Origin of the sequence: Chryseobacterium sp. OV279 (genome assembly GCF_900128945.1) — a bacterium.
In the GTDB taxonomy this organism is placed as follows: Bacteria; Bacteroidota; Bacteroidia; order Flavobacteriales; family Weeksellaceae; genus Chryseobacterium.
This window is the reverse complement of the sequence record NZ_FQUD01000004.1, coordinates 35,909-58,631: the sequence shown is the minus strand read 5'-3', so window position 1 is coordinate 58,631 and position 22,723 is coordinate 35,909. Positions and strand designations below refer to the sequence as shown.

Here is a 22,723-nt window from a genome sequence, read left to right as displayed (position 1 = left end):
TCTTCCCTCATCAAGCTTCCTTTCTCCTTACATTATCTGTTAAGTTCCAGTAAAGGATCTATATATTCTCTGTCGTTGCTCAGTCTAGGAACTTTATTCTGGCCGCCTAGTTTCCCTTTGGATTCCAGCCATTGATAGAAAAGATCGGGTTTTGCGATGTGGACAATGGGTCTTTTCAGCGTCAGATTGTTGTATCTTTTAGCCTCATAATCCGAATTGATCGTTTTTAAATGATGATCGAAAGCATCGGTAAAACGGTCCAGATCATCCGGATGATGACTGAATTCGAAGATCCATTCGTGGGCACCGCCTTCATTTTCTTTCATGAAAACAGGAGCACCGGTAAAGTCGGTAATGCTTGCTCCGGTCACTTCACAAGCCTTTGAAAGGGCAGATTCCACATTCGTGATCATAAGCTCTTCCCCGAACGCATTGATATAATGTTTGGTTCTTCCCGTAATTTTTATTCTGAAAGGATTGGTAGAGGTAAATACCACGGTGTCACCGATCAGATATCTCCACAGTCCGCCGTTTGTAGTAATCACCATTGCATAGTTTTTTCCTACTTCAACATCTTCCAGACTCACCACTTTCGGATTGGAAAAATGAAACTGATCCATCGGAATAAACTCGTAAAAAATACCATAATCCAGCATCAGCAGCATTTCGTCGCTGTCCGATCTGTCCTGGATCCCGAAGAAGCCTTCAGAAGCATTGTAAATTTCGTAGTAATTGATCTTTTTACCGATGATCTGCCTGTATTGGTCCTTGTATGGCTTGAAACTGATTCCACCGTGAAAAAAGACCTCTAAATTAGGCCAGAGTTCAGAAATACTTCCGCTGTCGGTTTCTTTCAACACCCTTTGAAGAAGAACCATCATCCAGCTCGGTACCCCGAGGATACTTCCTACATCTTCATTTTTCACTTCTGAGGTGATGGCTTTAAGCTTGCTTTCCCACTCAGACATCAGGGAGACCTTTTTGCTTGGCGTTGTGGTAATTTCTACCCAAAAAGGAAGATTATCAATTAATATAGCGGAGAGATCCCCGAATTTGGTGTTAAAATCTGCATGGAGCTCAGAGCTGCCTCCCAAACGCAGGTTTTTATTGGTAAAAAGCTGATTTTCAGGATGGTTGTTGGCGTAGATAGACACCATATCTTTTCCGGCCTTCATGTGGCAGTATTCCAGACTCTCGGTGGAAATGGGGATGAATTTACTTTTTGCATTGGTTGTTCCCGAGGATTTTGCAAAATGTTTAATGTATCCGGGCCAGCTCACATCCTTGTGCCCTTGTCTTGCTCTTTCAATAAAAGGCTCGAAATCTTCATAGGTAACGATCGGAACCTTGTTTTTAAAGTCCTGATAGCTGGAAATTGAATTAAAGCCATATGCTTTGCCGTATTCGGTGTCTTCAGCATGAAACAGTTGAGAAAAGAGTATACCTTTCTGAGTTTCAATGGGATGATCCATGAAATTCTGAATCTGATCTATCCTCTGACGGATAAACCAGTTGACGACAGTATTGAAAAGTGCCTTTGTTGCCATTCCAACAAATATAATAATATTTGGATTTTTAGAGAATTTTTATCACGTTAAATAAAATAACCCTGAAAATTAACAAAGACCTCCTTGAGATCTTAGCCATGTTTACAGGAAAGACTCGGCTGCTTTCAGTGTTTTTTGGGACATCTGTTTCAAGAGAATTAAAAGAATATTTTTCAGTTTTTTGAATTATTTTCTGTAAAATTTATTTAAAAAAATTAGCATTTACTTATAAGTGAAATGTTTTGTATTTTATTGTTTGTCAGTAATTTATTCTTTTGTATTTCAACCTTATCGCCCCTTTTATCACGTAGGTATTAAGTGAAATAAAATGGAGATTTTACATTTTTTTATTTTTTTCACGTTTGTGTGATATTTTTGTTTAATATTGCTGCAGTCAAAATTTTTAAAATTTCTTCAGGGAAATATTTAATTTGTTATTTACAAATTATAGGAAAATTTTAAAGGAATATTAGAGGTCTCTCAAAATATTAAAAAACTAATACAATGGCAACCAACCAGAATGGAAATTCGTCTTTAATAACTGCTTTAGCTTCTATATTGGGCTGGGGAATGGTGGGTGTTTTTATAAGACTTTCTTCCCTGAAGTCTCCATTGCTTATTATTTCCCTAAGATTTATTATTACTTGTTTGGCTTTGTTCCTGGTCTTATTCTTTCAAAGAAAAACCAAACAGGTTTTCAAAGATTTATTTTCGAATAAAATAATTGTTATTCTGAGCTTGGTTTTATTTCTGACTTATTTTTTTGGAACAATGGCTTTTATGCTAGCTCCTATTGGAGAAGTAACGCTATTGATAAGTATCTCTCCCTTTTTTGTGATTTTATTCAGGATATTGAAGGGCAATGCGATTTCAAAAAATGAATATATAGGAACCATAGTTGCCGTTTTGGGAGTGGCTGTTATCATGTATCCACATCTTGGTGCTCCGCTGAATGTTTCTTCTTCGTCAGTATTGGGACATATATTCGCCATAACAGGGGCGTTATTATTTGCTGTTTTTGTGATGATTTCTAACAGGCAAAATCTTTTAAACAAACAAATAAATACTTTAAGTGTAACCCTTGGAACCTGTTTTTTTGGAGGTTTGGTATTTCTTTATATTTTGTTATTTGATAAGGTAGGGATTCATTTAGAGAGTTTGAGTAGTTCTAATATACTAAGCATTATTGCTCTGGGGATCTTCTCAACAGCAATTCCCACTTTTGGATTTGCGTATGCCTCTAAAAAATTACCTCCTTTACTATTATCTAATCTTCTATTGCTGGAGCCTGTTTTTGCGATTGTTTTTGCGTATTTATTCCTGTCTGAGGCGCCCAGTATGTATATATATCCAGGTATTCTATTAATTTTTATAGGTCTTTCAAAAGTATCTAAAAAGTGATACGCTAAGAAATTAAGAAGTTATGAAAACAGATTTTTCAATTTTGGATGTTTCGGGTGAAACATGTCCAATCCCGGTATTAAGATTAAAAAAGGTCTTAAAAACAACGTTAGCCGGTGATAAGATTAAGCTTATAGCCACTGATCCTAATACAAAGACGGATGTTCAGAGGTTTTGTCAAAACGGTAAAAGCAACCTGCTGGAATACACTGAACTTGCAGGCGTTTACTCTTTTTTAATTTTAAAGGTATAATATATATATAGTTGCTATGAACTCAACCAAAAGTGCTTTTAGTGTTATTGAAAAGGAATTAAGAGATATCAAAGGGAAAAATCAATCAATTATTGCAGGGCATTACTGTATTGCAGATGGATTGGAAGATCTTTCTAATGAAGGAGAGTCGGAAGTACATTCTTTCGAACTGGGTCTTGAATCTTTTAAGTATTTAAAAAGCAAAGGAAATAAAGTTTCATTTAACTTATGGATTAATGATATAGGGGTGGATATTTCTTTTAGAAAAGAGTTTAAGGAACTTTATAAAATCCCGGAAAACTATTTGATGATTCTGGATCAGTATGATGTAAAAAGTTCAGAGTTAGATATTTACTTTGAAAGCTCGGTAAGAAATAGAGCGATGCTGGAATTTCGCAAAAGATATAAGGTGTCGCCGGAGAAATATACCCTGTTTAATAGTAATGAGCAATCACTTGTGAGGTGTATTAATAATGACCAGTGCGAAATAAGTGAGTCTAAAACAGCGTACACTATTATGGGCCCGGATGGAAATCCGATCGTAATGAGAGAAGGAGCCAGTGTAAAATGTAATCTGATTTTAGCCACGCTATTGCATTTGGTTTATAATAAACATCAGTCAGAAGATATTATTCATATATCAAATGACATATATGTTGATCGTGTTCGATTGGGAGAATATGTAGCCTCAGAAGTCTATAATCTGAAAAGCTATTGTCATAGTTTTTTTTGTGATGAAGAAAATTCATACAAGAAAGATTGGTCGTAATGCTGTAAAAGAAGTAGGACAATAATAAAATGTCTGCCATCAAATATTTACATCTAAAAACTTCATTAAATTTTTCACAAAACTTCTTTTATGAATTATAAAGAGCTATTTATAGGAACAGATCTGTACATTAACACTTCTGATCAGAAAAAAACTGAACGCATCTATTTAGATTCGGCAGCAAGTAATCTGGCTTTGAGGTCTTCACAGGAAATCTCTCAGGAATATTTAAACTATTATGCTAACGCACACACGAAAGTACATGCAGCGGCTAAATTTACTACCGAGCTTATTGTATGGGCAGAAAATACAATCAAAAATTTCTTAGGAGCAGATGACACATATGGTGTTGTGTTTCTTGGAAACGGGGTTACTTTTCCGTTAAATAGACTCGCGCTGGGGTTAAGTAAACTGAGGCCAGAAAAAGATACCGTTATGATATCTTCTATGGAGCACCATTCTAATGATCTTCCCCATCGTGTTAATCATGAAAAAGTAATGTATATTTCAGGGTTTGATGAAAAAGGGGCCTATATAGGTTTTGATTTGGCTGAAATAGAACAGCAGCTCGCAAGCTCTAACAGAAAAGTAAACTATATAGCCATTACCGGTGCAAGTAATGTTTCCGGTGAAATCTCTCCTTACCATGAAATTGCCAAACTGGCGCATCAATATGATGCTTACATTATCGTGGATGGGGCACAGCTGGTAGCGCACGCACCTGTTTCATTAGTCAATAAGGAAGATCCTCTTTCTTCTGTCGATTTCTTTGTTTTTTCGGGACACAAAATATACACTCCGGGATCTCCGGGAGTATTAATTGGAAAGAAAGAAATCCTGGCTCAAATGGAACCCATATTTTATGGAGGAGGAATGGTAAGCTCGGTTACATTAAAAGATTTTACAGTAGCCGAACATCTATCGGATAAAGAGCATGCGGGAACATTAAATATTCCGGGAATCATATCACTTGGCTGCACAATCAATTTTATGCAACATGTAGAAATGGAGAAAGTTTATGCTAAAGAACAGCATCTGATCAATTATTTATATGCTGAGCTAAGCCAGATTCCGGAAGTAATTCTTTATCCTAATGGAAATGTTGCCAACAAAGTTGGTGTCATCTGTCTGAACTTACAGAACATCCCTCACGAACTGACTTCTTTGATTTTAAATGATTATTTCGGAATTGCTGTGAGGAATGAATGTTTTTGTTCCCATCCTTTTGTAAAAGATTGTTTAGTAGAGGAATTGTGGGATATTGACGATGAATCATCCGTTAACCTCTATAGAGGAATGGTTAGAGTGAGTTTAGGTCTTTACACAACGGAAAAAGATTTGGAATTCTTCGTACAATCCATCGAGAAAATCATCTGGAATATTGATTTTTACCGCATGCAGTATGAGCTGATTGATAAAACTAATTATAAGCATAAAGATTTCGATAATGATCTCAAAGATTACTTTGATATAGAGAAAAAAATAAAAAATTACTATGAAAAATCATATTCTTCATAACTAAATCTTTTAAAGAGAGATGGCTGAGTGGCTTAAGGCGTATTGTCTTCGTGACAATATATGCGTTCTTCGCATCAAAGGTTCGAATCCTTTTCTCTCTTCATTTGTTGGATGTTTGCTGTCGTATTAACTGCAAAATTCTGATCATTTATTTTATACAAAGAGAGATGGCTGAGTGGCTTAAGGCGTATTGTCTTCGTGACAATATATGCGTTCTTCGCATCAAAGGTTCGAATCCTTTTCTCTCTTCATTTATTGGGTATAGTATTTACTGTTAGAATTTGTTTTTATACAAATAGGCCAAACTCATCATAAAAAACCCGCTACAGATCATGTAGCGGGTTCATATTTGTTTGATTGTTTCTCTTAGCAGTACTCGTCAAAAGCAGCCTGAAGATTTGCTGCAATAGCGCCTGCAGGGTTTCCTTCGATGTGGTGTCTTTCCAGCATGTGAACCAATTCACCATCCTTGAAAAGTGCTACACATGGAGAGCTTGGAGGGAATGGAGCAAGATGCTTTCTAGCTTCTGCTACAGCTTCCGTATCAAATCCTGCAAAAACAGTTGTTAAATGATCAGGTTTTTTATCACCCGTCAAAGAATATACAACTCCCGGTCTTGCCGCACCCGCTGCACATCCACAAACTGAATTGATCACCAATAGGGTAGTTCCTGACTGCTTTAAAGCCTCTTCTACCTGCGTTGGAGATGTTAAATCCTGGAAACCTTTATCTGTAAGTTCTGCCTTCATAGGCATTACTAAATCTGTTGGATACATATATTTTGTTTTTTATCGATACAAAGTTAATGATTTCTTAGCTTTTCTTCAATATATAAAAACTATCAATCGTTTAGTCAGATAAAATTAATATAATATTAATATATCAATAATATTCAAAAAAATGTGAAATAAAATTATGAATAATAAGAAATATTTACTAAATTTGAAATGATTCTGAAAAACAAACGACCATGAAAAAAACATTTACTGCTTTCCCTCGAGCATTCAAATTATTCAATTCGGCATGAATCAGCCGTTAAGTAACACCGATTCAGTTTTTTTAAACATGATCAACTGAATTAATAATTATGAATATCCAAAAAAATGAATCCCGGAACGCTAGCGTTCCGGGATTCTTTAATCAAATCGATATGCAAAGGTTGGATATCCTGTTTTTTGGGCTCGTGCTTGTATTTCGGTAAATCCCGAATCTCGCACCACGTATCCCGGTTTTACGAAAGCAGCTTCTTCGCCATTTCGGAAATACTTTTTCCGTCTGACTTTCCTGCTAACGCTTTTGAAGCAGCTCCCATTACCTTTCCTAAGTCTTTGGCAGACTCAGCGCCGGTTTCTGAGATAATTTTTTTGATCTCTGCTTCCAATTCTTCCGGACTCAGCTGCTTAGGCAAAAACTGCTCAATCACTTTCATCTGGGCTTCTTCCACTTCCGCAAGGTCATTTCTTCCCTGTGCAGAAAACTGCTCGAACGAATCTTTACGCTGCTTGATCATTCTCTGAAGGATCGCAATTTCCTGCTCCGGAGAAACTTCAACTCCTCTCGCTTCAGTGTGTAAATTTAAAATTTGAGCTTTTACAGCTCTCAAAGAGTCCAGAGCTACTCTGTCTTTCGCTCTCATAGCTGTTTTAATAGCTTCGCTTATGATATTTTCTAAACTCATGGTATTTAATTTATCAATGTAAAAGTGTATCAATGTACCAATTTTGAACAAGCAATTGTTACACTGTTAAATTGATACATTGTTACATTATTTAGTCAACGTCTTTATTTAAAAATCTGTTCTCTCTCACCTGCATAGATCCATTGTTGTCAGACAGATACGTGTTGATGTTCTGGTCTGAAGCATTGGTTCCGTCTATAGCGATGTTCTTTCTTTTGAAAGCCGGTACAGATTCGAATTCGCTTGTGCTGTCAAAACTTTGATAGCGTGAATTGAATTCTTTTAACTTATTTCTTCTCTCCACAATTCTGTCCTGGTCAACCGCTTTATTCACGAACGTAAATTCTGATTCCGCAGGTTTTGGAGTTTCAATTTCTATTTTTTCTTCAAAAGCCGGTTTTGTTTCTGCTTTCGGCTCTTCATATCTTGTCTGGAAGATCGCTTCAACCGCCTGAACCGGAATTTCAGTTACTGCACTTGCAGGTGCTGTAAACTCTGCTTTTGGCTGACCGTAGTCAGTCTTAGGCTCATTGGATGAAGGCTGATTGTTTACAAAGAAACTGAATTCAACAGGTTTTTCATCTGAAAAAACACTCGTAGCTGGTGTAGACGGAGTTTCATCTTTTCTGGCATCAAAATCAAATTTAAAAGACTCAATTTCCAGATCATTTGGATCTTCTCCTTCTTCATCATAAGAGAATAAGCTGTAAGACTCTTCTTCTGCTTCTTCCTCATTTCTCCAGTCACGGGAAGCGCTGTTCTGCGTATCTTCCTCTTTATCAAAGAATTTTATTTCTGTTTTAATGTCTTCTTGCTCAACGATCATTTTTTTTTCAGAAGAGGTCATCCCGAACTGTGGGGCATCATTGTCCTCGTCATCCAGTCTGAACGTGTGTTTTCCACCGAAATCACGCGTTGTCTCAGACGTTGTTTCTCTTTCTTCTCTTGTTTTGAAAGGAGAGGATTTTGGTGTTTCAAGACTGTCATTAAGACTGATTCTGATCTTCTCTGTAGGACCCGCGAATCTTTTGCTGTCATTTGAAAAACCTGTAGCGATAACAAGAACGCTTACAGAATCTCCCAGTTCTTCATCAGCACCCACCCCGAAAATAATATCAGCGGTGTTTCCTGCTTCTTTCTGAATGTGGTCCATGATTACTCCGATCTCATCCATGGTTACTTCTTCCGCACCACTTCTGATCAATAGAAGGACGTTTTTAGCACCGGTAATCTTGTTGTCGTTCAACAACGGAGAATCTAATGCTTTTTTAACGGCTTCTTCTGCTTTGTTTTCTCCTGAAGCAATTCCGGTAGACATCAGAGCCGTACCAGAGTTCTGAAGTACAGATTTAGCATCTCTAAAGTCAATGTTTACATCGAAGTAACCGGTAATAACTTCTGCCATTCCTTTCGCGGCATTGGTTAAAACTTCATCGGCCTTTGAGAATCCCTGTTTGAATCCAAGGTTTCCGAACTGCTGTCTTAATTTATCATTATTGATCACAATAAGTGAATCAACATTATTTCTTAGCTTTTCAAGACCAATTTCGGCCTGTTCAAGTCTTCTTTTCCCTTCAAAACTGAAAGGAACGGTAACGATACCCACGGTAAGAATTCCCATGTCTTTGGCTACCTTAGCAATCACAGGAGCAGCTCCGGTACCTGTACCACCGCCCATTCCGGCAGTAATGAACACCATTTTGGTATTCTGGCCCATAGATGCTTTGATCTCTTCGATGCTTTCAATAGCAGATTTTTCCCCCACTTCAGGATCAGCACCGGCACCAAGACCTTCTGTGATGGTGGTACCAAGCTGTACTTTATTGGCAACGGGGTTATTATCTAACGTTTGGGCATCCGTATTACAGACTACGAAGTCTACTCCGTAAATCCCTTTCTCGTACATGTGTTTCAGCGCGTTGTTTCCACCGCCTCCTACACCGATTACTTTTATGATGGATGAATTTCCTTTTGGCAAATCAAATGAAAATCCTTGTGTACCTATATTTTCCATAACTATGCTTTTTATAATTGATGAGTGATGAATGATAACTGATGAGTGATAAATGGCGTTGGGCAAAAAGCTTTTTATTTATCAATTATCAATGATCTTCTATCATTTATATTACTCTACTTCTTCAAAGAATTTTTTTACTTTTTCCATAAGCGACTGCCCGAAGGTCAGTTTCGCTCTTCTGTTTTCCTGCTGCTCATTAACAACGGGTTGTTCCTGAACCATCGCTGCAGGCTGAACCGCCTGAACTGTTTCTGACTGTGCCACAGCAGCTTCTGCATTGGCCATTTCCTCTTCCACGAGTTCTTCTGTTTCAGCGCCCTGCTTTTTGTCGCGAATCTTCAAACTCTCCATCAGCAAGCCGATTGAAGTAGCAAATTCCGGGCCTTTCAGGTACTGATTCTTGTCGTTTGCGATATATTCATTAGCAAATCCGATTCTGCTGTCAAAACCTGTTGTATAATTGGCAAGCTGGCGAAGGTGCTTCAAGTTGGATCCACCTCCCGTAAGGACAATGCCTGCGATCAGTTTTTTCTTTTGCTCGAATGCTCCGTAAGCTTTTAATTCTGTATTTACCATTTCAAGGATTTCTTCTACTCTCGCGTTGATGATCTGCGCCAGCGTTTTAAGGGAAATCTCTTTATCCGGTCTTCCGTGAAGTCCGGGAATGGTTACAAATGTGCTGTCTTTTTCCAGTTCCGGAACTGCAGAACCGAATTTTACTTTCAATTGTTCTGCATGTTTCTCGATAATGGAGCATCCTTCTTTGATATCTTCCGTAATGATACCGCCTCCGTAAGGAATGACGCAGGTATGACGGATGATATTATCTTTGAAGATCGCAATATCTGTAGTACCGCCGCCTATATCTACGATAGCAACGCCGGCTTCTTTTTCTTCTTTCGTTAGTACAGCTTCTGAAGATGCCAGAGGTTCCAGGGTAAGGGCTTCCATTTCAAGGCCTGCTTCTCTTACACATCTTGCGATGTTTCTGATGCTGCCCATCTGTCCTACTACCACATGGAAGTTGGCTTCTAAACGCTTTCCATGCATTCCTACAGGCTCCTGAATTTCACCTTCGGAATCCACTTTATATTCCTGGGGAAGAACATGGATGATTTCTTCTCCGGGAAGCATCACCAGCTTTTTTACCTGATCTTTCAGGGCTTCGATGTCATCGTCTGTAATAAATTTGTCCGGATGCTCACGCATGATATAGTCGGAATGCTGAAGAGAACGGATATGTTTTCCTGCAATACCTACTGTGACCTTACGGATAGGAACTCCTGCGCTGGATTGTGCTTCAGAAACGGCCGCCTTGATTGAATTAATGGTTTGTGAGATATTATTCACAATACCTTTATGAACTCCAAGACTTTTGGCCTTCCCAACGCCGAGAACTTCTATCTTCCCGTGTGCATTCCTCCGTCCGACAATCGCGACAATCTTCGTTGTCCCGATGTCCAGACCTACTGAATACTCTTGATTTTCCATTTTATGTCGATTTGATTTTTTTCTGCTTTTTCATGTCTGGGACGTGTCCCGTTTTTTTAATCAATTGGATTTTATCCAATTCTATGTTAAATCGTCCCTTTGGGACTCTTTATTCTATTTTTACCTTTGCTTTGGGCTTTGCTGCCGTGGGCTTTTTCTCTGTTTTTTTAGTTTCCTTTGGTTTGGCGGTCGTTTTTGGCTTTGCTTTTTCCTTAGGCTTAGCTGCAGGTGTTTTTGCTTTCTTCGTTTCAGTTTTAGGCATTACGTCCGGTTTTTTAGCTGCAGCCAGTGCCGGGGCTTTGGCCAGTTCCAGATTTCCTGCTTTCAGAATACTGTCGTTTTCTTTGAAATAGGGATTTAAAGTGGTTACAATCTGGTTTTGGTATTTCACAGAAACCATGCTGTACTTTTGGGGATCCTGAAATACCAGGTATTTTTCCACGAAAGTTTTTAACCCTTTAACTTTAAATTCAATATTATCAAGATCTCCTATTTCTACTTTATAATTTCCGTCACTGGTGAGAAGATTATAGTCGCCTTTGCTTTTTGAAATTCCGATAAAGAATTTTTTACTGAAATCATCTTTATCAATCTTTTCCACTAATTCTGCCAGTTTTTCATACTCATCCGGATTGATATTTCCTGTTACCAGCATACAAGGATGCGAGTAGGTTTTGGAAATTGGGAATTCAACTCCTTTTTCATCTACATAGAAGTCTCTTCCGTCTTTATTCAGTCTGAACACAGGAACTCTCTGCTTAATATCCAAGTAAAGCTTCCCGTTTAAATTCAAATAGACATTGGCACTGTCTACGGCCGGAAGTGAATTGATCTTCTTTTCCAATACCGGAATATTCAGGTCTCCTACTTTTCCGGAAGGGTTTTCTTTTTTTACAATTTCCCGGATATCTTTTTCATCAATGAAGTATACCGGAGTTTTTTCATTCATTTTTACAGAAATCTTATTGTCCGTGATCTTCTGGCCGCTGAATCTATTCAATGAGAAACTCAGCAGTAATCCAAGGATGATCACTGTGACAGCAATTTTTAATATTCTGTATTTATTTTTCATAATTCTAAGATGTCAGATTCCAGATGTCAGATATCAGAAACTGATTCATTGTTCATTATTAATTTTTCACTGTTATTTTTTTGCAATCCATTCTGCGATAGGATCATACAGGGTATCAATGTTTCCTGCGCCTACCGTGAGAAGGATGTCAAAATCTTTTTCTTTTATTTTATCAAAAGCATCGGACAAATCCGATCTTTCTTTTTTATCTAAATTCACTTTTTCCAATAACCAGCCGGATGTAATTCCTTCGAAATTTTCCTGAAGTTCTCTTGCCGGGTAAATATCAAGAAGGATCAGTTCATCTGCTTTGCTTAAACTTTCTGCAAATCCGTCAGCGAAATCTCTCGTTCTGCTGAAAAGATGCGGCTGGAAAACCACCAACAGTTTTTTCTCCGGATAAAATGTTCTGATTGAGCTCACTACCGCATTGATCTCTGTCGGATGGTGGGCATAATCATCGATATAAATTTTACCGTTTGGATAAATATGCTTGGTATATCTTCTTTTAATTCCTTTAAAATTGGCAATAGCCTTTTTCAGCGTTTCAAAATCTACGCCTAAATTGTGAAGGATAGCCAGTGCTGCTGTCGCATTCTCCACATTATGGATGCCCGGGATTTCCCAAACAAAATCTTTTACCGTTTCAGACGGAGTATGGAAATCAAAATAGATCTTATCATGATCCATGCGCAGGTTGTCTGAATAGTAATCTGCTTTTTCATTGACGGCGTAAGTCTGATGGTCCCGGCCGATGTCCAGTCCTTTTCTTACAAATAACTGTCTGTCATTCGGAACGAGTGCTGCAAACTGTTTGAAACCTTCTTCAATATGGCTTTTGTCGCCGTAAATATCCAGGTGGTCAGCATCAGTGGAAGTTACCACGGCCCAGTCAGGAGAAAGGGTCAGGAAGCTTCTGTCATATTCATCTGCTTCTACAACCGAATATTGTGTGCCGTTATACAGGAAGTTTGATTTGAAATTTTCAGAAATACCGCCTAAAAAGCATGAAAACGGCAGGTCAGCTTCTTTGCACAGGTGTGAAACCAATGTGGAAGTTGTTGTTTTTCCGTGAGTTCCGGCTACAGCGATACAGTCCGTATTTTCTGTGATCAACCCTAAAACTTTGGCACGTTTTAAAACTTCAAACTGATTCTGGTTGAAATAATCTAAGATCCCCAATGTTTTGATGGCAGGAGTATAGATAACCAGCGTATTTTCTTTTTGAAGTCCGGTTACTTTTTCGTCAATATGATCTTCGAAAACAATATCAATTCCTTCTTTCATCAGTTGGGTCGTAAGTTTGGTATTGGTCTTGTCATAGCCCAGCACTTTTTTGCCCGAAGCATTGAAATAACGCGCCAAAGCACTCATTCCAATTCCTCCGATTCCTACGAAGTAATAATTTTGATATGTTTCAAGAATTTTCATACTTATTAAAAAATTTAAAGATTAAATGATTGAAGAATTAACCTATTATCAAATTATCTCATTAACATGCTAAATATCTCATCTACAATCTCTTTTGCGGCATTGGGCTTGGCAAAATATTCCAGATTCTGAGACATTTCATTTCTTAAACTTTCACTGCTGCAAATCTCTTCCAGGGTATCCCAGAATTTTTCCTGCATTTCAGAGTCTTTTACCATTCTGGCTGCATTTTTTTCAACCAGATTCATGGCGTTTTTGGTCTGGTGGTCTTCCGCCGCAAATGGGAAAGGGACCAGAAGAACCGGCTTTTTAGCAACTGCCAACTCTGAAATGGCAATAGCTCCGGCTCTTGAAACAATGATGTCTGCTGCAGAATAAGCTGTTTCCATGTCTTTGATGAATTCATTGATGTGGATATTTCTGCTTTCGGTATCTTTTGTTTCTTCTAAAATATCTTTATAATCAAGCTTTCCTGTTTGCCAGATGAGCTGATAGTCTTTATTGACAAGTTCATTTAAATGAGATCTCCAAGCATTGTTTAATGTTCTGGAGCCCAAAGAACCACCTACTGAAAGAATGGTAAGTTTATCTTTACTCAGTCCCATTTTTTCTTTTGCAAGATCTGTTGCCATCATTCCTGTGATGATATTCTCACGAATAGGATTTCCCAGAAACTTTATTTTTTCAGCCGGAAAACCTTCCACTTTTGGATAAGCCGTGAAAACAGCTTTGGCTTTCTTACTTAATATTTTATTGGTTACGCCTGCATGGGCGTTCTGCTCCTGAATAAAGATGGGAATTCCCAATTTACTGGCTTCATACAAAGCCGGACCGCTTGCAAAACCTCCGGTTCCAACTGCAAAATCGGGAGCAAAATTTCTAATGATCTTCTTTGATCTGGATAAGCTTTTCAAAATTTTGAAAGGCAACCCTAAATTCGACAGCATATTTCCTCTGTCGATTCCGGCAATATCAATTCCTTCAATTTTATAACCTGCCTGCGGAACTTTTTCCATTTCCATTTTTCCGTTGGCTCCGATGAACAAAAATTCAGTATCAGGAAATCTTTTTCTGATTTCGTCTGCGATAGCGATAGCCGGGAAGATGTGTCCTCCTGTTCCGCCGCCTGATAGTAATACTTTTAGTTTCTTGTTCATTTTCTTTTTATGTTGATGGGCTGCTTATACTATGATAGGACTGCGTCCTATCTTTTGTTAAATCGTCCCGTTGGGACTCTTTATGCTATATCATTAATTTCTGCTACGCTTTGTTTTTTGCCCATTCCTTCTTCATCGTATATCTGGATTCTTGAGCTTATATTTAAAATAATTCCAAGCTGGAGGTAGGTGACCAGCATAGAGGTTCCTCCGTAACTTATCAGTGGCAGCGGCTGTCCTGTTACCGGGATCAGATTAACTGCTACAGCAATATTCACTGCTAGCTGAATGAAGATCATCACCCCGAGACTGAGCACGAGCAGGGACCCGAAAAAGGCGGGCATTTTGCTGGCGATCATCACGATTCTGATCATCATAATAAGATACAGACATATCAGAAAAGCGGCACCAATCAGTCCGTATTCTTCTACAATCACGGCAAATATAAAATCGGAGGCAGACTGTGGAAGCATCTGTTTCAATGCACTTTTTCCAGGTCCCATTCCGGTAATTCCACCATGCACGATGGCGGCTTTGGCCTGCATTACCTGATAGTTTTTAGCTTTTACGCTTTCATCATCTACATCAGCGGTTTTTGCTTTGCTGGAGGTAAATGTTTCAATACGACTCATCCATGTATGCACACGGTTTCCGCCGATCAGGTTGGTGTTTAATGCGATAATCAGGAAGAGAACAATGGCTACAAATGAGGAAGAGATGAACCCGGCAATGTATTTCCAGTGTAGCTGTCCTATAATCAGAACAATCACGGAAACCAGTAAGATCATCAATGCCGTAGAACCGTTGTCCTTTGCTACCAGTACAAATACCAACAGGATAGGACCGAAGATGTACATAATGTTCTCTATCGGAAGTCTTTCCCGGGTTATTTTCTTGGTCAGATATCTGCAGAGATAAATGATCAGCATTAAAAACGCAAATGACGAAGGCTGGAATGAGATCGGGGTTCCGGGGATTTTCAACCATCTTGAAGCACTGGCTCCATCAATGGTCTGACCCGTAAACATGGTAACTACAAGAAGGACAATCATTAAACCTAGCAGAATACTGCTGAGCTTTCCTATGTACTCGTATTTCACCATTCCCACCACTCTCATGATCACAAGACCTAAGACCACAAAGAACATATGTTTGATAACGTGACCTGTTGTGGTCCCGTTATTAACGATATATTCCAGATTTGAACTTGCAGAGTATACAGGGAAAATAGAGAAAATGGAGATCACAAGGATGACCATCCAAAGTACTTTATCGCCCTTTAGAAATTCAATTCTGTTTTCTGTGTTCTGTTCGTCCATATTTTTGTATTCATGTATGATGTACAAAGTAAAATGTACTTTTTACACCCGACATTTTACTTTTTACTTACTTTAATACCTGCTCTTTAAACTGTTTTCCTCTGTCCTCATAGCTTTTGAACAGGTCAAAACTTGCGCAGCATGGGGAAAGTAAAACGGTATCTCCGCTTTTGGCCAGTGATTTTGATATTTTCACGGCTTCTTCCATGCTTGATGTATCATAGATGAATTCTTTTTTTTCTTTAAAGAAGTCTATGATCTTTGTATTGTCTATTCCAAGACATACAATGGCTTTTACTTTTCTTTTAACAAGCTCCTCAATTTCTGAGTAGTCGTTTCCTTTATCTAATCCTCCCACGATCCAAACTGTTGGAGTTTTCATGCTTTCTAAAGCGTAGTAGGTCGCATTTACATTCGTTGCCTTGCTATCGTTGATATATTTTATACCATTGGTCTCCGTTACGAATTCAAGTCTGTGCTCTACCGCCTGGAAAGTCATCAGTGAATTTCTGATGCTTTCATTGTTGATTTCCAATATTTTACCGGCTATTGAAGCGGCTAAGCTATTGGCGACATTGTGATTTCCAAGAAGGGAAAGCTTGTCCATCTTCATGGAAAACTCATCCTTCATTTTGACTACGATCTCATCGCCATCAATGAAACCACCTTCAGACAATTTTTCTTTTGTCGAGAAGGGAATCATTTTCGCTTTTATTTCCAGCTTCTCAAGAATGGTCTTGCTCATTTCATCATCTTTGTTGTAGATGAAGAAATTGTCGTTTTCCTGGTTTTCAGCAATTCTGAATTTAGCTAAAGCATATTCTTCATAATTGTAGTTGTACTGATCCAGGTGATCCTGAGATAGATTCAGCAGCAGAGAGATATAAGGTCTGAAGTTCTGAATATCATCCAGTTGGAAAGAACTTACCTCCAACACATAATATTCATGGTTTTCATCAGCTACCTGTTTTGCAAAGCTGTATCCTATATTTCCTCCCAATCCTACATTTAATCCTTCATTTTTCAGGATGTAGTAGATCAGGGAAGTTGTCGTTGTTTTTCCGTTGCTTCCTGTGATGGCAATGATTTTGGCATCCGTAAATTCTGAAGCGAACTCAATTTCAGAGGAAAGTCTGATTCCTTTCTCGTGAATTTTGTGAACGATCTCTGCCTTTTTGGGAATTCCCGGGCTTTTTACGATCCAGTCTGCATTTAAAATTCTTTCTTCGTTGTGGTTTCCTTCTTCAAATTCAATTTCATTTTCGGCTAAAAACTGCTTGTAGTTATCCTTAATAGCTCCTTTGTCTGAAAGAAAAACCTCCAGACCCTGTTTTTTCGCTAAATAAGCAGCTCCGCATCCGCTCTCTCCACCTCCTAAAACAACTATTTTCATATCTATTCTTTTGTAAAATGTATAATGTAAAAACGTATTAATGTAATTTGGTTTTGTATTAATACTTCATACTTTACACAAGGTTTTATCTCATTTTTAATGTGATCAGGCATACTATAGCCAGCATTACTCCGATGATGATCATTCTGTTGACGATCTTGCTCTCATGGAAACCTCCTTTCTGATAATGGTGGTGTAATGGTGACATTCTAAAAAATCTATTATTCTGAGCGTAATCCAGCCCATATTTTCTTTTTCTGTATTTGAAAACAACGACCTGTAGCATTACCGATACGTTTTCAATCAGGAAGATTCCGCATAATACCGGAATCAGAAGTTCTTTTCTCAGGATGATCGCTAAAACGGCAATCACTCCTCCCAGCATCAGACTTCCTGTATCGCCCATAAAAACCTGGGCAGGATAGGTATTGTACCAGAAGAATCCGATTACGGCACCTACCATGGCTACTGCGAAAATCGTGGTTTCACCCATATTCGGGAGGAACATAATATTGAGATAGTCCGCAAAAATAATGTTCCCAGAAAGGTAGGCGAACAGGGCGAGGGTGAGCAGTATTATGGCACTGGTTCCTGCCGCGAGCCCGTCGATTCCATCCGTAATATTGGCTCCGTTTGAAACGGCTGTTACAATGAAAATAACGATCGGGATAAAGACAATCCATGCCCACTCATGGGCATCTTTATCATTCATCCAGAAAAGTATTCCGCTGTAATCAAACTCATTGTTCTTGGCAAACGGTACGGTAGAAACAGTGATCTTTTCTGTTGGCATAAAGTTCTGTTCTACATTGTTTCGGTTCACCACTTTTGCATCCGCGTACTTTCTTTTAACGGTGATGTCCGGGTGAAAATACATTGTAACTCCGACGATTAGCCCTAAACCAACCTGGCCTACAATTTTGAATTTCCCACTCAGACCGTCTTTATTTTTCTTTACTTTCTTTAAATAATCATCTACGAAACCTATAGCACCCATCCACAACATGGAAACCAGTAGCAGAACGATATACACATTAGTGATTCTCGTAAAGAGCAGCACCGGGATGATCGTTGCAATAATAATGATAAGTCCTCCCATGGTAGGAGTCCCTTCTTTCTGCTTCTGTCCGTCTAATCCAAGGTCACGTACCAATTCGCCCATCTGTTTTGCTCTCAGATAATTGATGATCCTTTTTCCATAGACCAAAGCAATGACCAAAGAAAACAGCACAGCTATTCCGGCACGGAAAGAAATGTATTTCAGCATTCCCAATCCCGGTATGTGGATTCCCTGACTGGTTAGGTATTCGTATAGATAGTATAGCATGTTCTTTTTTTTAATTTAAAAATTTAATTTATTTAAAGATTTAAAGATGGGGTTTCTCCATATTTTCACTTAAATACTTAATAAAGTTTGAAATATTAGAAGAAACTTCCCGTGAAAGATTAATGATTTCCTCAGCTTTATTTTCGTCTCCTAATTTTAATCTTTTACTTACAATCATCATACTTCTAACTTCGGCACAACTGCCTTTTGCAATTTTTAAATATTTAATAAACTGTCTGTTGTTATTATATTCTGAACCTTCTGCAATATTGTTGGATATTGAAAATCCGGCTCTTTTTATTTGATTATTAAATTCAAATTCTCGTTCTAAATTCTCACTTCTGAGAAATTGATATACTTTTTCAATTAAATCTAAGCTCTTGATGTAAACAGGGAAATTTTCAAAATTTTTGGTCATCATCAAATTTTTAAATCTTTAAATGAATTGAATCTTTTAATCTTCTTTATTTACTCATTAACTTCCAAAGTTCGTTGATCGTTTCTTTGTCGTCAAAATGATGTTTAACACCATTAATGTCCTGATAGGTTTCGTGGCCCTTTCCGGCTACTAAAACAATATCTTTAGGCTCTGCAAACTTGATCGCCATTTTGATGGCTTCTTTTCTGTCCGGAATTGAAGTGTATTTGCTGAAGTTTTGAGATTCAACACCTGCTTCAATTTCTTTGATGATCTGGGCAGGATCTTCTGTTCTCGGATTGTCTGAAGTGATGATTGCCAGTGTTGATTTTCTGGTGGCAATATTTCCCATTTCAGGTCTTTTGGAGTGATCTCTGTCGCCTCCGCATCCGAAAACGGTGATCAGTCTCTCATTTTTGGTTCTGATGTCATTAATGCTGTCCAGAATATTTTCCAAAGCATCCGGTGTATGAGCATAATCTACGATGAAGAAAATTCCACCGTCTGACTTGAATGTTTCAAACCTTCCCGAAACTCTTTTCAGTTTACTGATCGCCTGCAAAATTTCATCCTGCTCAAAACCAAGTTCTGTTGCGATTCCGAAAACCAGCAGTAAATTGTATACATTGAATCGTCCTGTCAATGTCGTCCAGAATTCTTTTCCGTTGAAATTCAGCAGCATTCCGTTGAAGTCAATTTCTAAAGATTTTCCGTGGTAATCTGCCATGGTCTTCAGAGCGTAAGACTTTTTCTTAGCTTTTGTATTCTGAAGCATCACCATTCCGTTTTTGTCATCTACATTGGTGATGGCTACGGCAGTATCTTCAAGTCCATCGAAAAACCTTTTCTTGGTTTTAAGATATTCGTCGAATGTTTTATGATAATCCAGGTGGTCGTGGGTAAGGTTGGTGAATCCTGCCATTTTGAAATGCAGACCTTCAATCCTGTTCTGTGCAATTCCATGGGAGCTTACCTCCATAAAAGCGAATTCACAGCCTTTTTCAACCGCCTCGGCTAATATTCTATTGATGGTAATCACATCCGGAGTTGTATGTGTTGCAGGAATTATTTCATCCGCAATTCTGATCTCCACCGTGGAAAGCAGTGCAGAATCATATCCTAGATTTTTGAATACATCAAACAGAAGGGTAGACACTGATGTTTTTCCATTGGTTCCGGTAACTCCGATTAATTTAAGTTTCTGGGATGGATTTCCATAAAAGTTGGATGCCAGATGTCCCAAAGTCTGAGATGAATCTTTCACCTTAATGTAGGTTACATCTTCATTCAATATTTCAGGAAATTCTTCGCACACGACTGCTTTTGCACCTTTTTCAACAGATGATGCAATATATGAATGTCCGTCTGCAACGGTTCCTCTCACTGCTACGTACAATGAGTTTTCCGTAATCTTTCTGCTGTCGAAAACCAATTCTGAGATGTCACGGGCGTCATCGCCGTGAATTTCTAAAACTGGGATTCTTTTTAATAATTCTGTTATTATCATTTTTTATCAATAGGATTTCATCCTATTCTTTGTTAAATCGTCCCTTTGGGACTGGGTTTTCTATTTTAATTCTGCAGAGACAAATAAATTCTCTGGTTTTTGCTGATTATGGTGCCTTCCAGAGGAAACTGTTCTTTAATTCTTCCTACCCCTTTATAATCAATGCGGTAACCTAGATTTTCCAATTGTGGAATTACATTTTTACCAATGAGTCCGACTACATTCGGCATCTGTTTATTGTTGACCGCTACTTTGACATTCGGTTCTACCATTTTGCTTAGGTTCACCTTTCTATCTACCAGCATTTCTTTTTCTATATTCTGAGGCGTTTTCAGGAATGTTTTTCCTGCAATTTCCTTAAACACCGGTGCTGACACGGGACCTCCGTAAAACCCGATTGCGGTATTAGGCTCACTGATCATCACATAACACGTGTATTTGGGATGATCTGCCGGGTAGAATCCTGCGAATGATGCTCGGTATTTCATGGGACCCGGGAGCCAGTATTCAAATCTTGCGGTTCCTGTTTTTCCTGCCATTTTAAGGTTGGGGGTGAAGATGCTTCGTCCGGTTCCTTTTTCTACGGCTTTCGTCAGTGCGCTGGTCATCATCTTAATGGCTTTTTCTGAGGCCATTTTGTTGACCATAACTTCCGGTTTTGCGCTGTACATGACTTTACCGTCTTTCATGATCTTATCAATGAATAATGGCTTCAGCATTTTACCACCGTTAGCAACCCCGTTATAGAAGGTTGTTAACTGTAACAGGTTGATGTTGGATGAATATCCGTAAGAAATAGAAGCGAGCGTTGCGGCATTCCATCTTTTATGTTGTGGAGTAAGAATCTTCGGTTTTGTGATTCCCGGAAGTTCAATATCCATTTTATCGAATAATTTCCATCTTTTCAGGTGGTCAAGGAAAATCTGTGGCTTATCTGCGTAATATTTTGTGATCAGTTTTGAAGTTCCTACGTTGCTTGATTTCGCTAAAACGTCACTGATATCATAAATTCCTCCACCATGGCCGTCAGAAATTCTCTGTTTTGCGTACGTCCAAACTCCGTTTCCTACATCTACTGTTGTATTTTCATCAATAAATCCATCATCCATTGCTGCCAAAAGAGAGATGGTTTTAAAAGTAGAACCCGGTTCGATATTATCTTTTAAGGCATAGTTGTAAGAATCTTCGTATTCTCCGGACTCTGTTCTTCTCAGATTAACCAGGGCACGTACTTTTCCGGTTTCTGTTTCCATGACGATCACTGTTCCGTGTTTGGCTTCATAAGTGATCAGCTGCTTCTCTAAAGCAGAGTGTGCAATGTCCTGAATTCTAAGGTCTAAAGTGGTATATACATCTTCACCGTCTATCGGTTCTTTTACTTTCCAGTAATCGATAGGTTTCCATTGTGATGAATTGATTCTTTGTTCCAGTCTTCTTCCGTCTGTTCCGGTAAGATATTTTGAGAAAGCGCCTTCCAGGCCTGCTTTTACTTCACCATTATCGATACCGATGGTTCCGGCACCAATTTCTGAAGTAGCAAGCTCTCTCTTATAATTTCGGTCTACGATAAAACCGCCTTTGTTTTTCCCTTTTTTGAAGATAGGGAAGTTCCTGATTCTGTCGTACTGGTCGAAATCAAGGCCTTTCACTAAAGTATAGTACTGGTTTTTCTTTTTCTTTTGCTCGTCAAATTTCTGTCTGAATTCTCCTCTGGATTTTCCGAACATTTTGCTTAATGAATCTGTCAGCGCCCCGATGTTGTTGCTGTAGATCGTATCTTTCATTGTTTTAAAATCAAGATAGATGTCATAGCGCATTACGGTTGTGGCAAGAATAGATCCGTCTGAAGCAAAGAGGTTTCCACGGGCAGCCTTCAAGGTGGCTTCTCGGTAGTTTTTATTAATGTAATCGTCTTTAATTTCCTGAACGTTAGTGTTTTGCAGGATTACAATTCTCGCAAGAAACATCACAAATACGCACAGAACTCCCACTGCGAACAGGTAGCCCCATCTTAACGTCTTTTTACGTTTGTTATCGTATTCATTTTGTTTTTGCATCTGTACTGTCTAGTTTTATTAGCAGTTTATGAGGATGGTTTTCCAAAGTCATCAGTGAGTCCTTTGCTACTTCCTTCCCCAGTTGCGATTCCATTTTTACTTTGATCAGCTTACTCTGGGCGTAAGCGTTTCTCGATTTGTATTCTTCAGTTTCTTCTTTTAAAGCATTGACAATTTTGATCTTTTTGTTGACCAGGTGATTGCTGTAAATCATGGCCATCATCAGAATGAACAACAGTAAAAAATACTTGTAATGAGTTTTGATCTCATCACGGTTCAGAAAGTTTCCTTTTATAATGTCTATAAAAGTGAGTCTTTTCTGAGGGCGATTTGTTGTTCGTTTTGCCAAAGTTTTTTTATGTCAATT

General features: G+C 38.4%; 19 protein-coding genes and 2 tRNA genes. 6 read left to right on the top strand and 15 right to left on the bottom strand.

Going from position 1 to position 22,723, the window contains the following annotated elements; genetic code table 11:
• Positions 1-32: 32 nt before the first annotated feature.
• Positions 33-1,547, bottom strand: coding sequence for a GH3 auxin-responsive promoter family protein (locus BUA72_RS17330; RefSeq protein WP_047455948.1), 1,515 nt, complete (start codon positions 1,545-1,547; stop codon positions 33-35).
• 504 nt (positions 1,548-2,051) lie between these two features.
• Between BUA72_RS17330 and BUA72_RS17325 the strand changes: the two genes are divergently transcribed.
• From BUA72_RS17325 to BUA72_RS24515, 6 genes are all read left to right on the top strand, one after another.
• Positions 2,052-2,948 carry a DMT family transporter gene (locus BUA72_RS17325; protein ID WP_047455949.1) on the top strand — a complete coding sequence of 299 codons (897 nt, stop codon included), beginning with the start codon at positions 2,052-2,054 and terminating at the stop codon, positions 2,946-2,948.
• A 22-nt stretch (positions 2,949-2,970) separates the two neighbouring features.
• The gene (locus BUA72_RS17320; protein WP_047455950.1) at positions 2,971-3,201 is read left to right on the top strand and encodes a sulfurtransferase TusA family protein; all 231 of its coding nucleotides are present in this window, start codon (positions 2,971-2,973) and stop codon (positions 3,199-3,201) included.
• Between the two features lie 16 nt (positions 3,202-3,217).
• Complete coding sequence (locus BUA72_RS17315) at positions 3,218-3,970, top strand: hypothetical protein (RefSeq protein ID WP_072924251.1); 753 nt, start codon at positions 3,218-3,220, stop codon at positions 3,968-3,970.
• A gap of 90 nt (positions 3,971-4,060) precedes the next feature.
• Complete coding sequence (locus BUA72_RS17310; RefSeq protein ID WP_072924249.1) at positions 4,061-5,488, top strand: aminotransferase class V-fold PLP-dependent enzyme; 1,428 nt, start codon at positions 4,061-4,063, stop codon at positions 5,486-5,488.
• A 13-nt stretch (positions 5,489-5,501) separates the two neighbouring features.
• Positions 5,502-5,589: transfer RNA gene (locus BUA72_RS24520), tRNA-Arg, on the top strand.
• A 60-nt stretch (positions 5,590-5,649) separates the two neighbouring features.
• Positions 5,650-5,737, top strand: a tRNA-Arg gene (locus BUA72_RS24515).
• Between the two features lie 117 nt (positions 5,738-5,854).
• On the opposite strand, the gene BUA72_RS17305 is transcribed toward BUA72_RS24515, so the two are convergent.
• The 14 genes from BUA72_RS17305 to BUA72_RS17240 all read right to left on the bottom strand — a co-directional run bounded on the left by BUA72_RS17305 (position 5,855) and on the right by BUA72_RS17240 (position 22,705).
• Positions 5,855-6,265, bottom strand: a complete 411-nt coding sequence (locus BUA72_RS17305) for a BrxA/BrxB family bacilliredoxin (RefSeq protein ID WP_047456530.1) — start codon at positions 6,263-6,265, stop codon at positions 5,855-5,857.
• Between the two features lie 455 nt (positions 6,266-6,720).
• Complete coding sequence (locus BUA72_RS17300) at positions 6,721-7,167, bottom strand: GatB/YqeY domain-containing protein (protein WP_047456528.1); 447 nt, start codon at positions 7,165-7,167, stop codon at positions 6,721-6,723.
• 91 nt (positions 7,168-7,258) lie between these two features.
• Positions 7,259-9,181: a cell division protein FtsZ gene (gene ftsZ, locus BUA72_RS17295; protein WP_072924247.1), complete on the bottom strand. Its 1,923-nt coding sequence runs from the start codon at positions 9,179-9,181 to the stop codon at positions 7,259-7,261.
• Between the two features lie 111 nt (positions 9,182-9,292).
• Positions 9,293-10,675: a cell division protein FtsA gene (gene ftsA, locus BUA72_RS17290; RefSeq protein ID WP_047456524.1), complete on the bottom strand. Its 1,383-nt coding sequence runs from the start codon at positions 10,673-10,675 to the stop codon at positions 9,293-9,295.
• A 109-nt stretch (positions 10,676-10,784) separates the two neighbouring features.
• Positions 10,785-11,747, bottom strand: coding sequence for a cell division protein FtsQ/DivIB (locus BUA72_RS17285; RefSeq protein ID WP_072924246.1), 963 nt, complete (start codon positions 11,745-11,747; stop codon positions 10,785-10,787).
• Between the two features lie 72 nt (positions 11,748-11,819).
• Positions 11,820-13,178 carry a UDP-N-acetylmuramate--L-alanine ligase gene (murC, locus tag BUA72_RS17280; RefSeq protein WP_072924244.1) on the bottom strand — a complete coding sequence of 453 codons (1,359 nt, stop codon included), beginning with the start codon at positions 13,176-13,178 and terminating at the stop codon, positions 11,820-11,822.
• 53 nt (positions 13,179-13,231) lie between these two features.
• Entirely contained in the window at positions 13,232-14,335 is a 1,104-nt protein-coding gene (gene murG / locus BUA72_RS17275) for an undecaprenyldiphospho-muramoylpentapeptide beta-N-acetylglucosaminyltransferase (RefSeq protein ID WP_072924243.1), read from the bottom strand.
• 80 nt (positions 14,336-14,415) lie between these two features.
• Positions 14,416-15,654, bottom strand: coding sequence for an FtsW/RodA/SpoVE family cell cycle protein (locus BUA72_RS17270; protein ID WP_072924241.1), 1,239 nt, complete (start codon positions 15,652-15,654; stop codon positions 14,416-14,418).
• A gap of 67 nt (positions 15,655-15,721) precedes the next feature.
• On the bottom strand, positions 15,722-17,047 hold the full coding sequence (gene murD / locus BUA72_RS17265) for a UDP-N-acetylmuramoyl-L-alanine--D-glutamate ligase (protein ID WP_072924239.1): 1,326 nt from the start codon (positions 17,045-17,047) through the stop codon (positions 15,722-15,724).
• Positions 17,048-17,132: 85 nt separating this feature from the next.
• Complete coding sequence (gene mraY, locus BUA72_RS17260) at positions 17,133-18,374, bottom strand: phospho-N-acetylmuramoyl-pentapeptide-transferase (RefSeq protein ID WP_034724610.1); 1,242 nt, start codon at positions 18,372-18,374, stop codon at positions 17,133-17,135.
• Positions 18,375-18,414: 40 nt separating this feature from the next.
• Positions 18,415-18,795: a four helix bundle protein gene (locus tag BUA72_RS17255; RefSeq protein ID WP_228407914.1), complete on the bottom strand. Its 381-nt coding sequence runs from the start codon at positions 18,793-18,795 to the stop codon at positions 18,415-18,417.
• Between the two features lie 43 nt (positions 18,796-18,838).
• Complete coding sequence (locus BUA72_RS17250) at positions 18,839-20,299, bottom strand: UDP-N-acetylmuramoyl-L-alanyl-D-glutamate--2,6-diaminopimelate ligase (protein ID WP_072924236.1); 1,461 nt, start codon at positions 20,297-20,299, stop codon at positions 18,839-18,841.
• A gap of 65 nt (positions 20,300-20,364) precedes the next feature.
• Positions 20,365-22,356, bottom strand: a complete 1,992-nt coding sequence (locus tag BUA72_RS17245) for a penicillin-binding transpeptidase domain-containing protein (RefSeq protein WP_072924235.1) — start codon at positions 22,354-22,356, stop codon at positions 20,365-20,367.
• A complete protein-coding gene (locus BUA72_RS17240) occupies positions 22,340-22,705 on the bottom strand; it encodes an FtsL-like putative cell division protein (RefSeq protein WP_047456505.1) in 366 nt (121 codons plus the stop codon). Before BUA72_RS17240 ends, BUA72_RS17245 begins: the two co-directional genes overlap by 17 nt.
• Between the last annotated feature and the right edge of the window lie 18 nt (positions 22,706-22,723).

Coding starts and splice junctions, on each gene's coding strand:
- BUA72_RS17330 (WP_047455948.1), bottom strand. CDS start 1,547: ATGGCAACAAAGGCACTTTTCAATACTGTCGTCAACTGGTTTATCCGT.
- BUA72_RS17325 (WP_047455949.1), top strand. CDS start 2,052: ATGGCAACCAACCAGAATGGAAATTCGTCTTTAATAACTGCTTTAGCT.
- BUA72_RS17320 (WP_047455950.1), top strand. CDS start 2,971: ATGAAAACAGATTTTTCAATTTTGGATGTTTCGGGTGAAACATGTCCA.
- BUA72_RS17315 (WP_072924251.1), top strand. CDS start 3,218: ATGAACTCAACCAAAAGTGCTTTTAGTGTTATTGAAAAGGAATTAAGA.
- BUA72_RS17310 (WP_072924249.1), top strand. CDS start 4,061: ATGAATTATAAAGAGCTATTTATAGGAACAGATCTGTACATTAACACT.
- BUA72_RS17305 (WP_047456530.1), bottom strand. CDS start 6,265: ATGTATCCAACAGATTTAGTAATGCCTATGAAGGCAGAACTTACAGAT.
- BUA72_RS17300 (WP_047456528.1), bottom strand. CDS start 7,167: ATGAGTTTAGAAAATATCATAAGCGAAGCTATTAAAACAGCTATGAGA.
- ftsZ (WP_072924247.1), bottom strand. CDS start 9,181: ATGGAAAATATAGGTACACAAGGATTTTCATTTGATTTGCCAAAAGGA.
- ftsA (WP_047456524.1), bottom strand. CDS start 10,675: ATGGAAAATCAAGAGTATTCAGTAGGTCTGGACATCGGGACAACGAAG.
- BUA72_RS17285 (WP_072924246.1), bottom strand. CDS start 11,747: ATGAAAAATAAATACAGAATATTAAAAATTGCTGTCACAGTGATCATC.
- murC (WP_072924244.1), bottom strand. CDS start 13,178: ATGAAAATTCTTGAAACATATCAAAATTATTACTTCGTAGGAATCGGA.
- murG (WP_072924243.1), bottom strand. CDS start 14,335: ATGAACAAGAAACTAAAAGTATTACTATCAGGCGGCGGAACAGGAGGA.
- BUA72_RS17270 (WP_072924241.1), bottom strand. CDS start 15,654: ATGGACGAACAGAACACAGAAAACAGAATTGAATTTCTAAAGGGCGAT.
- murD (WP_072924239.1), bottom strand. CDS start 17,047: ATGAAAATAGTTGTTTTAGGAGGTGGAGAGAGCGGATGCGGAGCTGCT.
- mraY (WP_034724610.1), bottom strand. CDS start 18,374: ATGCTATACTATCTATACGAATACCTAACCAGTCAGGGAATCCACATA.
- BUA72_RS17255 (WP_228407914.1), bottom strand. CDS start 18,795: ATGATGACCAAAAATTTTGAAAATTTCCCTGTTTACATCAAGAGCTTA.
- BUA72_RS17250 (WP_072924236.1), bottom strand. CDS start 20,299: ATGATAATAACAGAATTATTAAAAAGAATCCCAGTTTTAGAAATTCAC.
- BUA72_RS17245 (WP_072924235.1), bottom strand. CDS start 22,356: ATGCAAAAACAAAATGAATACGATAACAAACGTAAAAAGACGTTAAGA.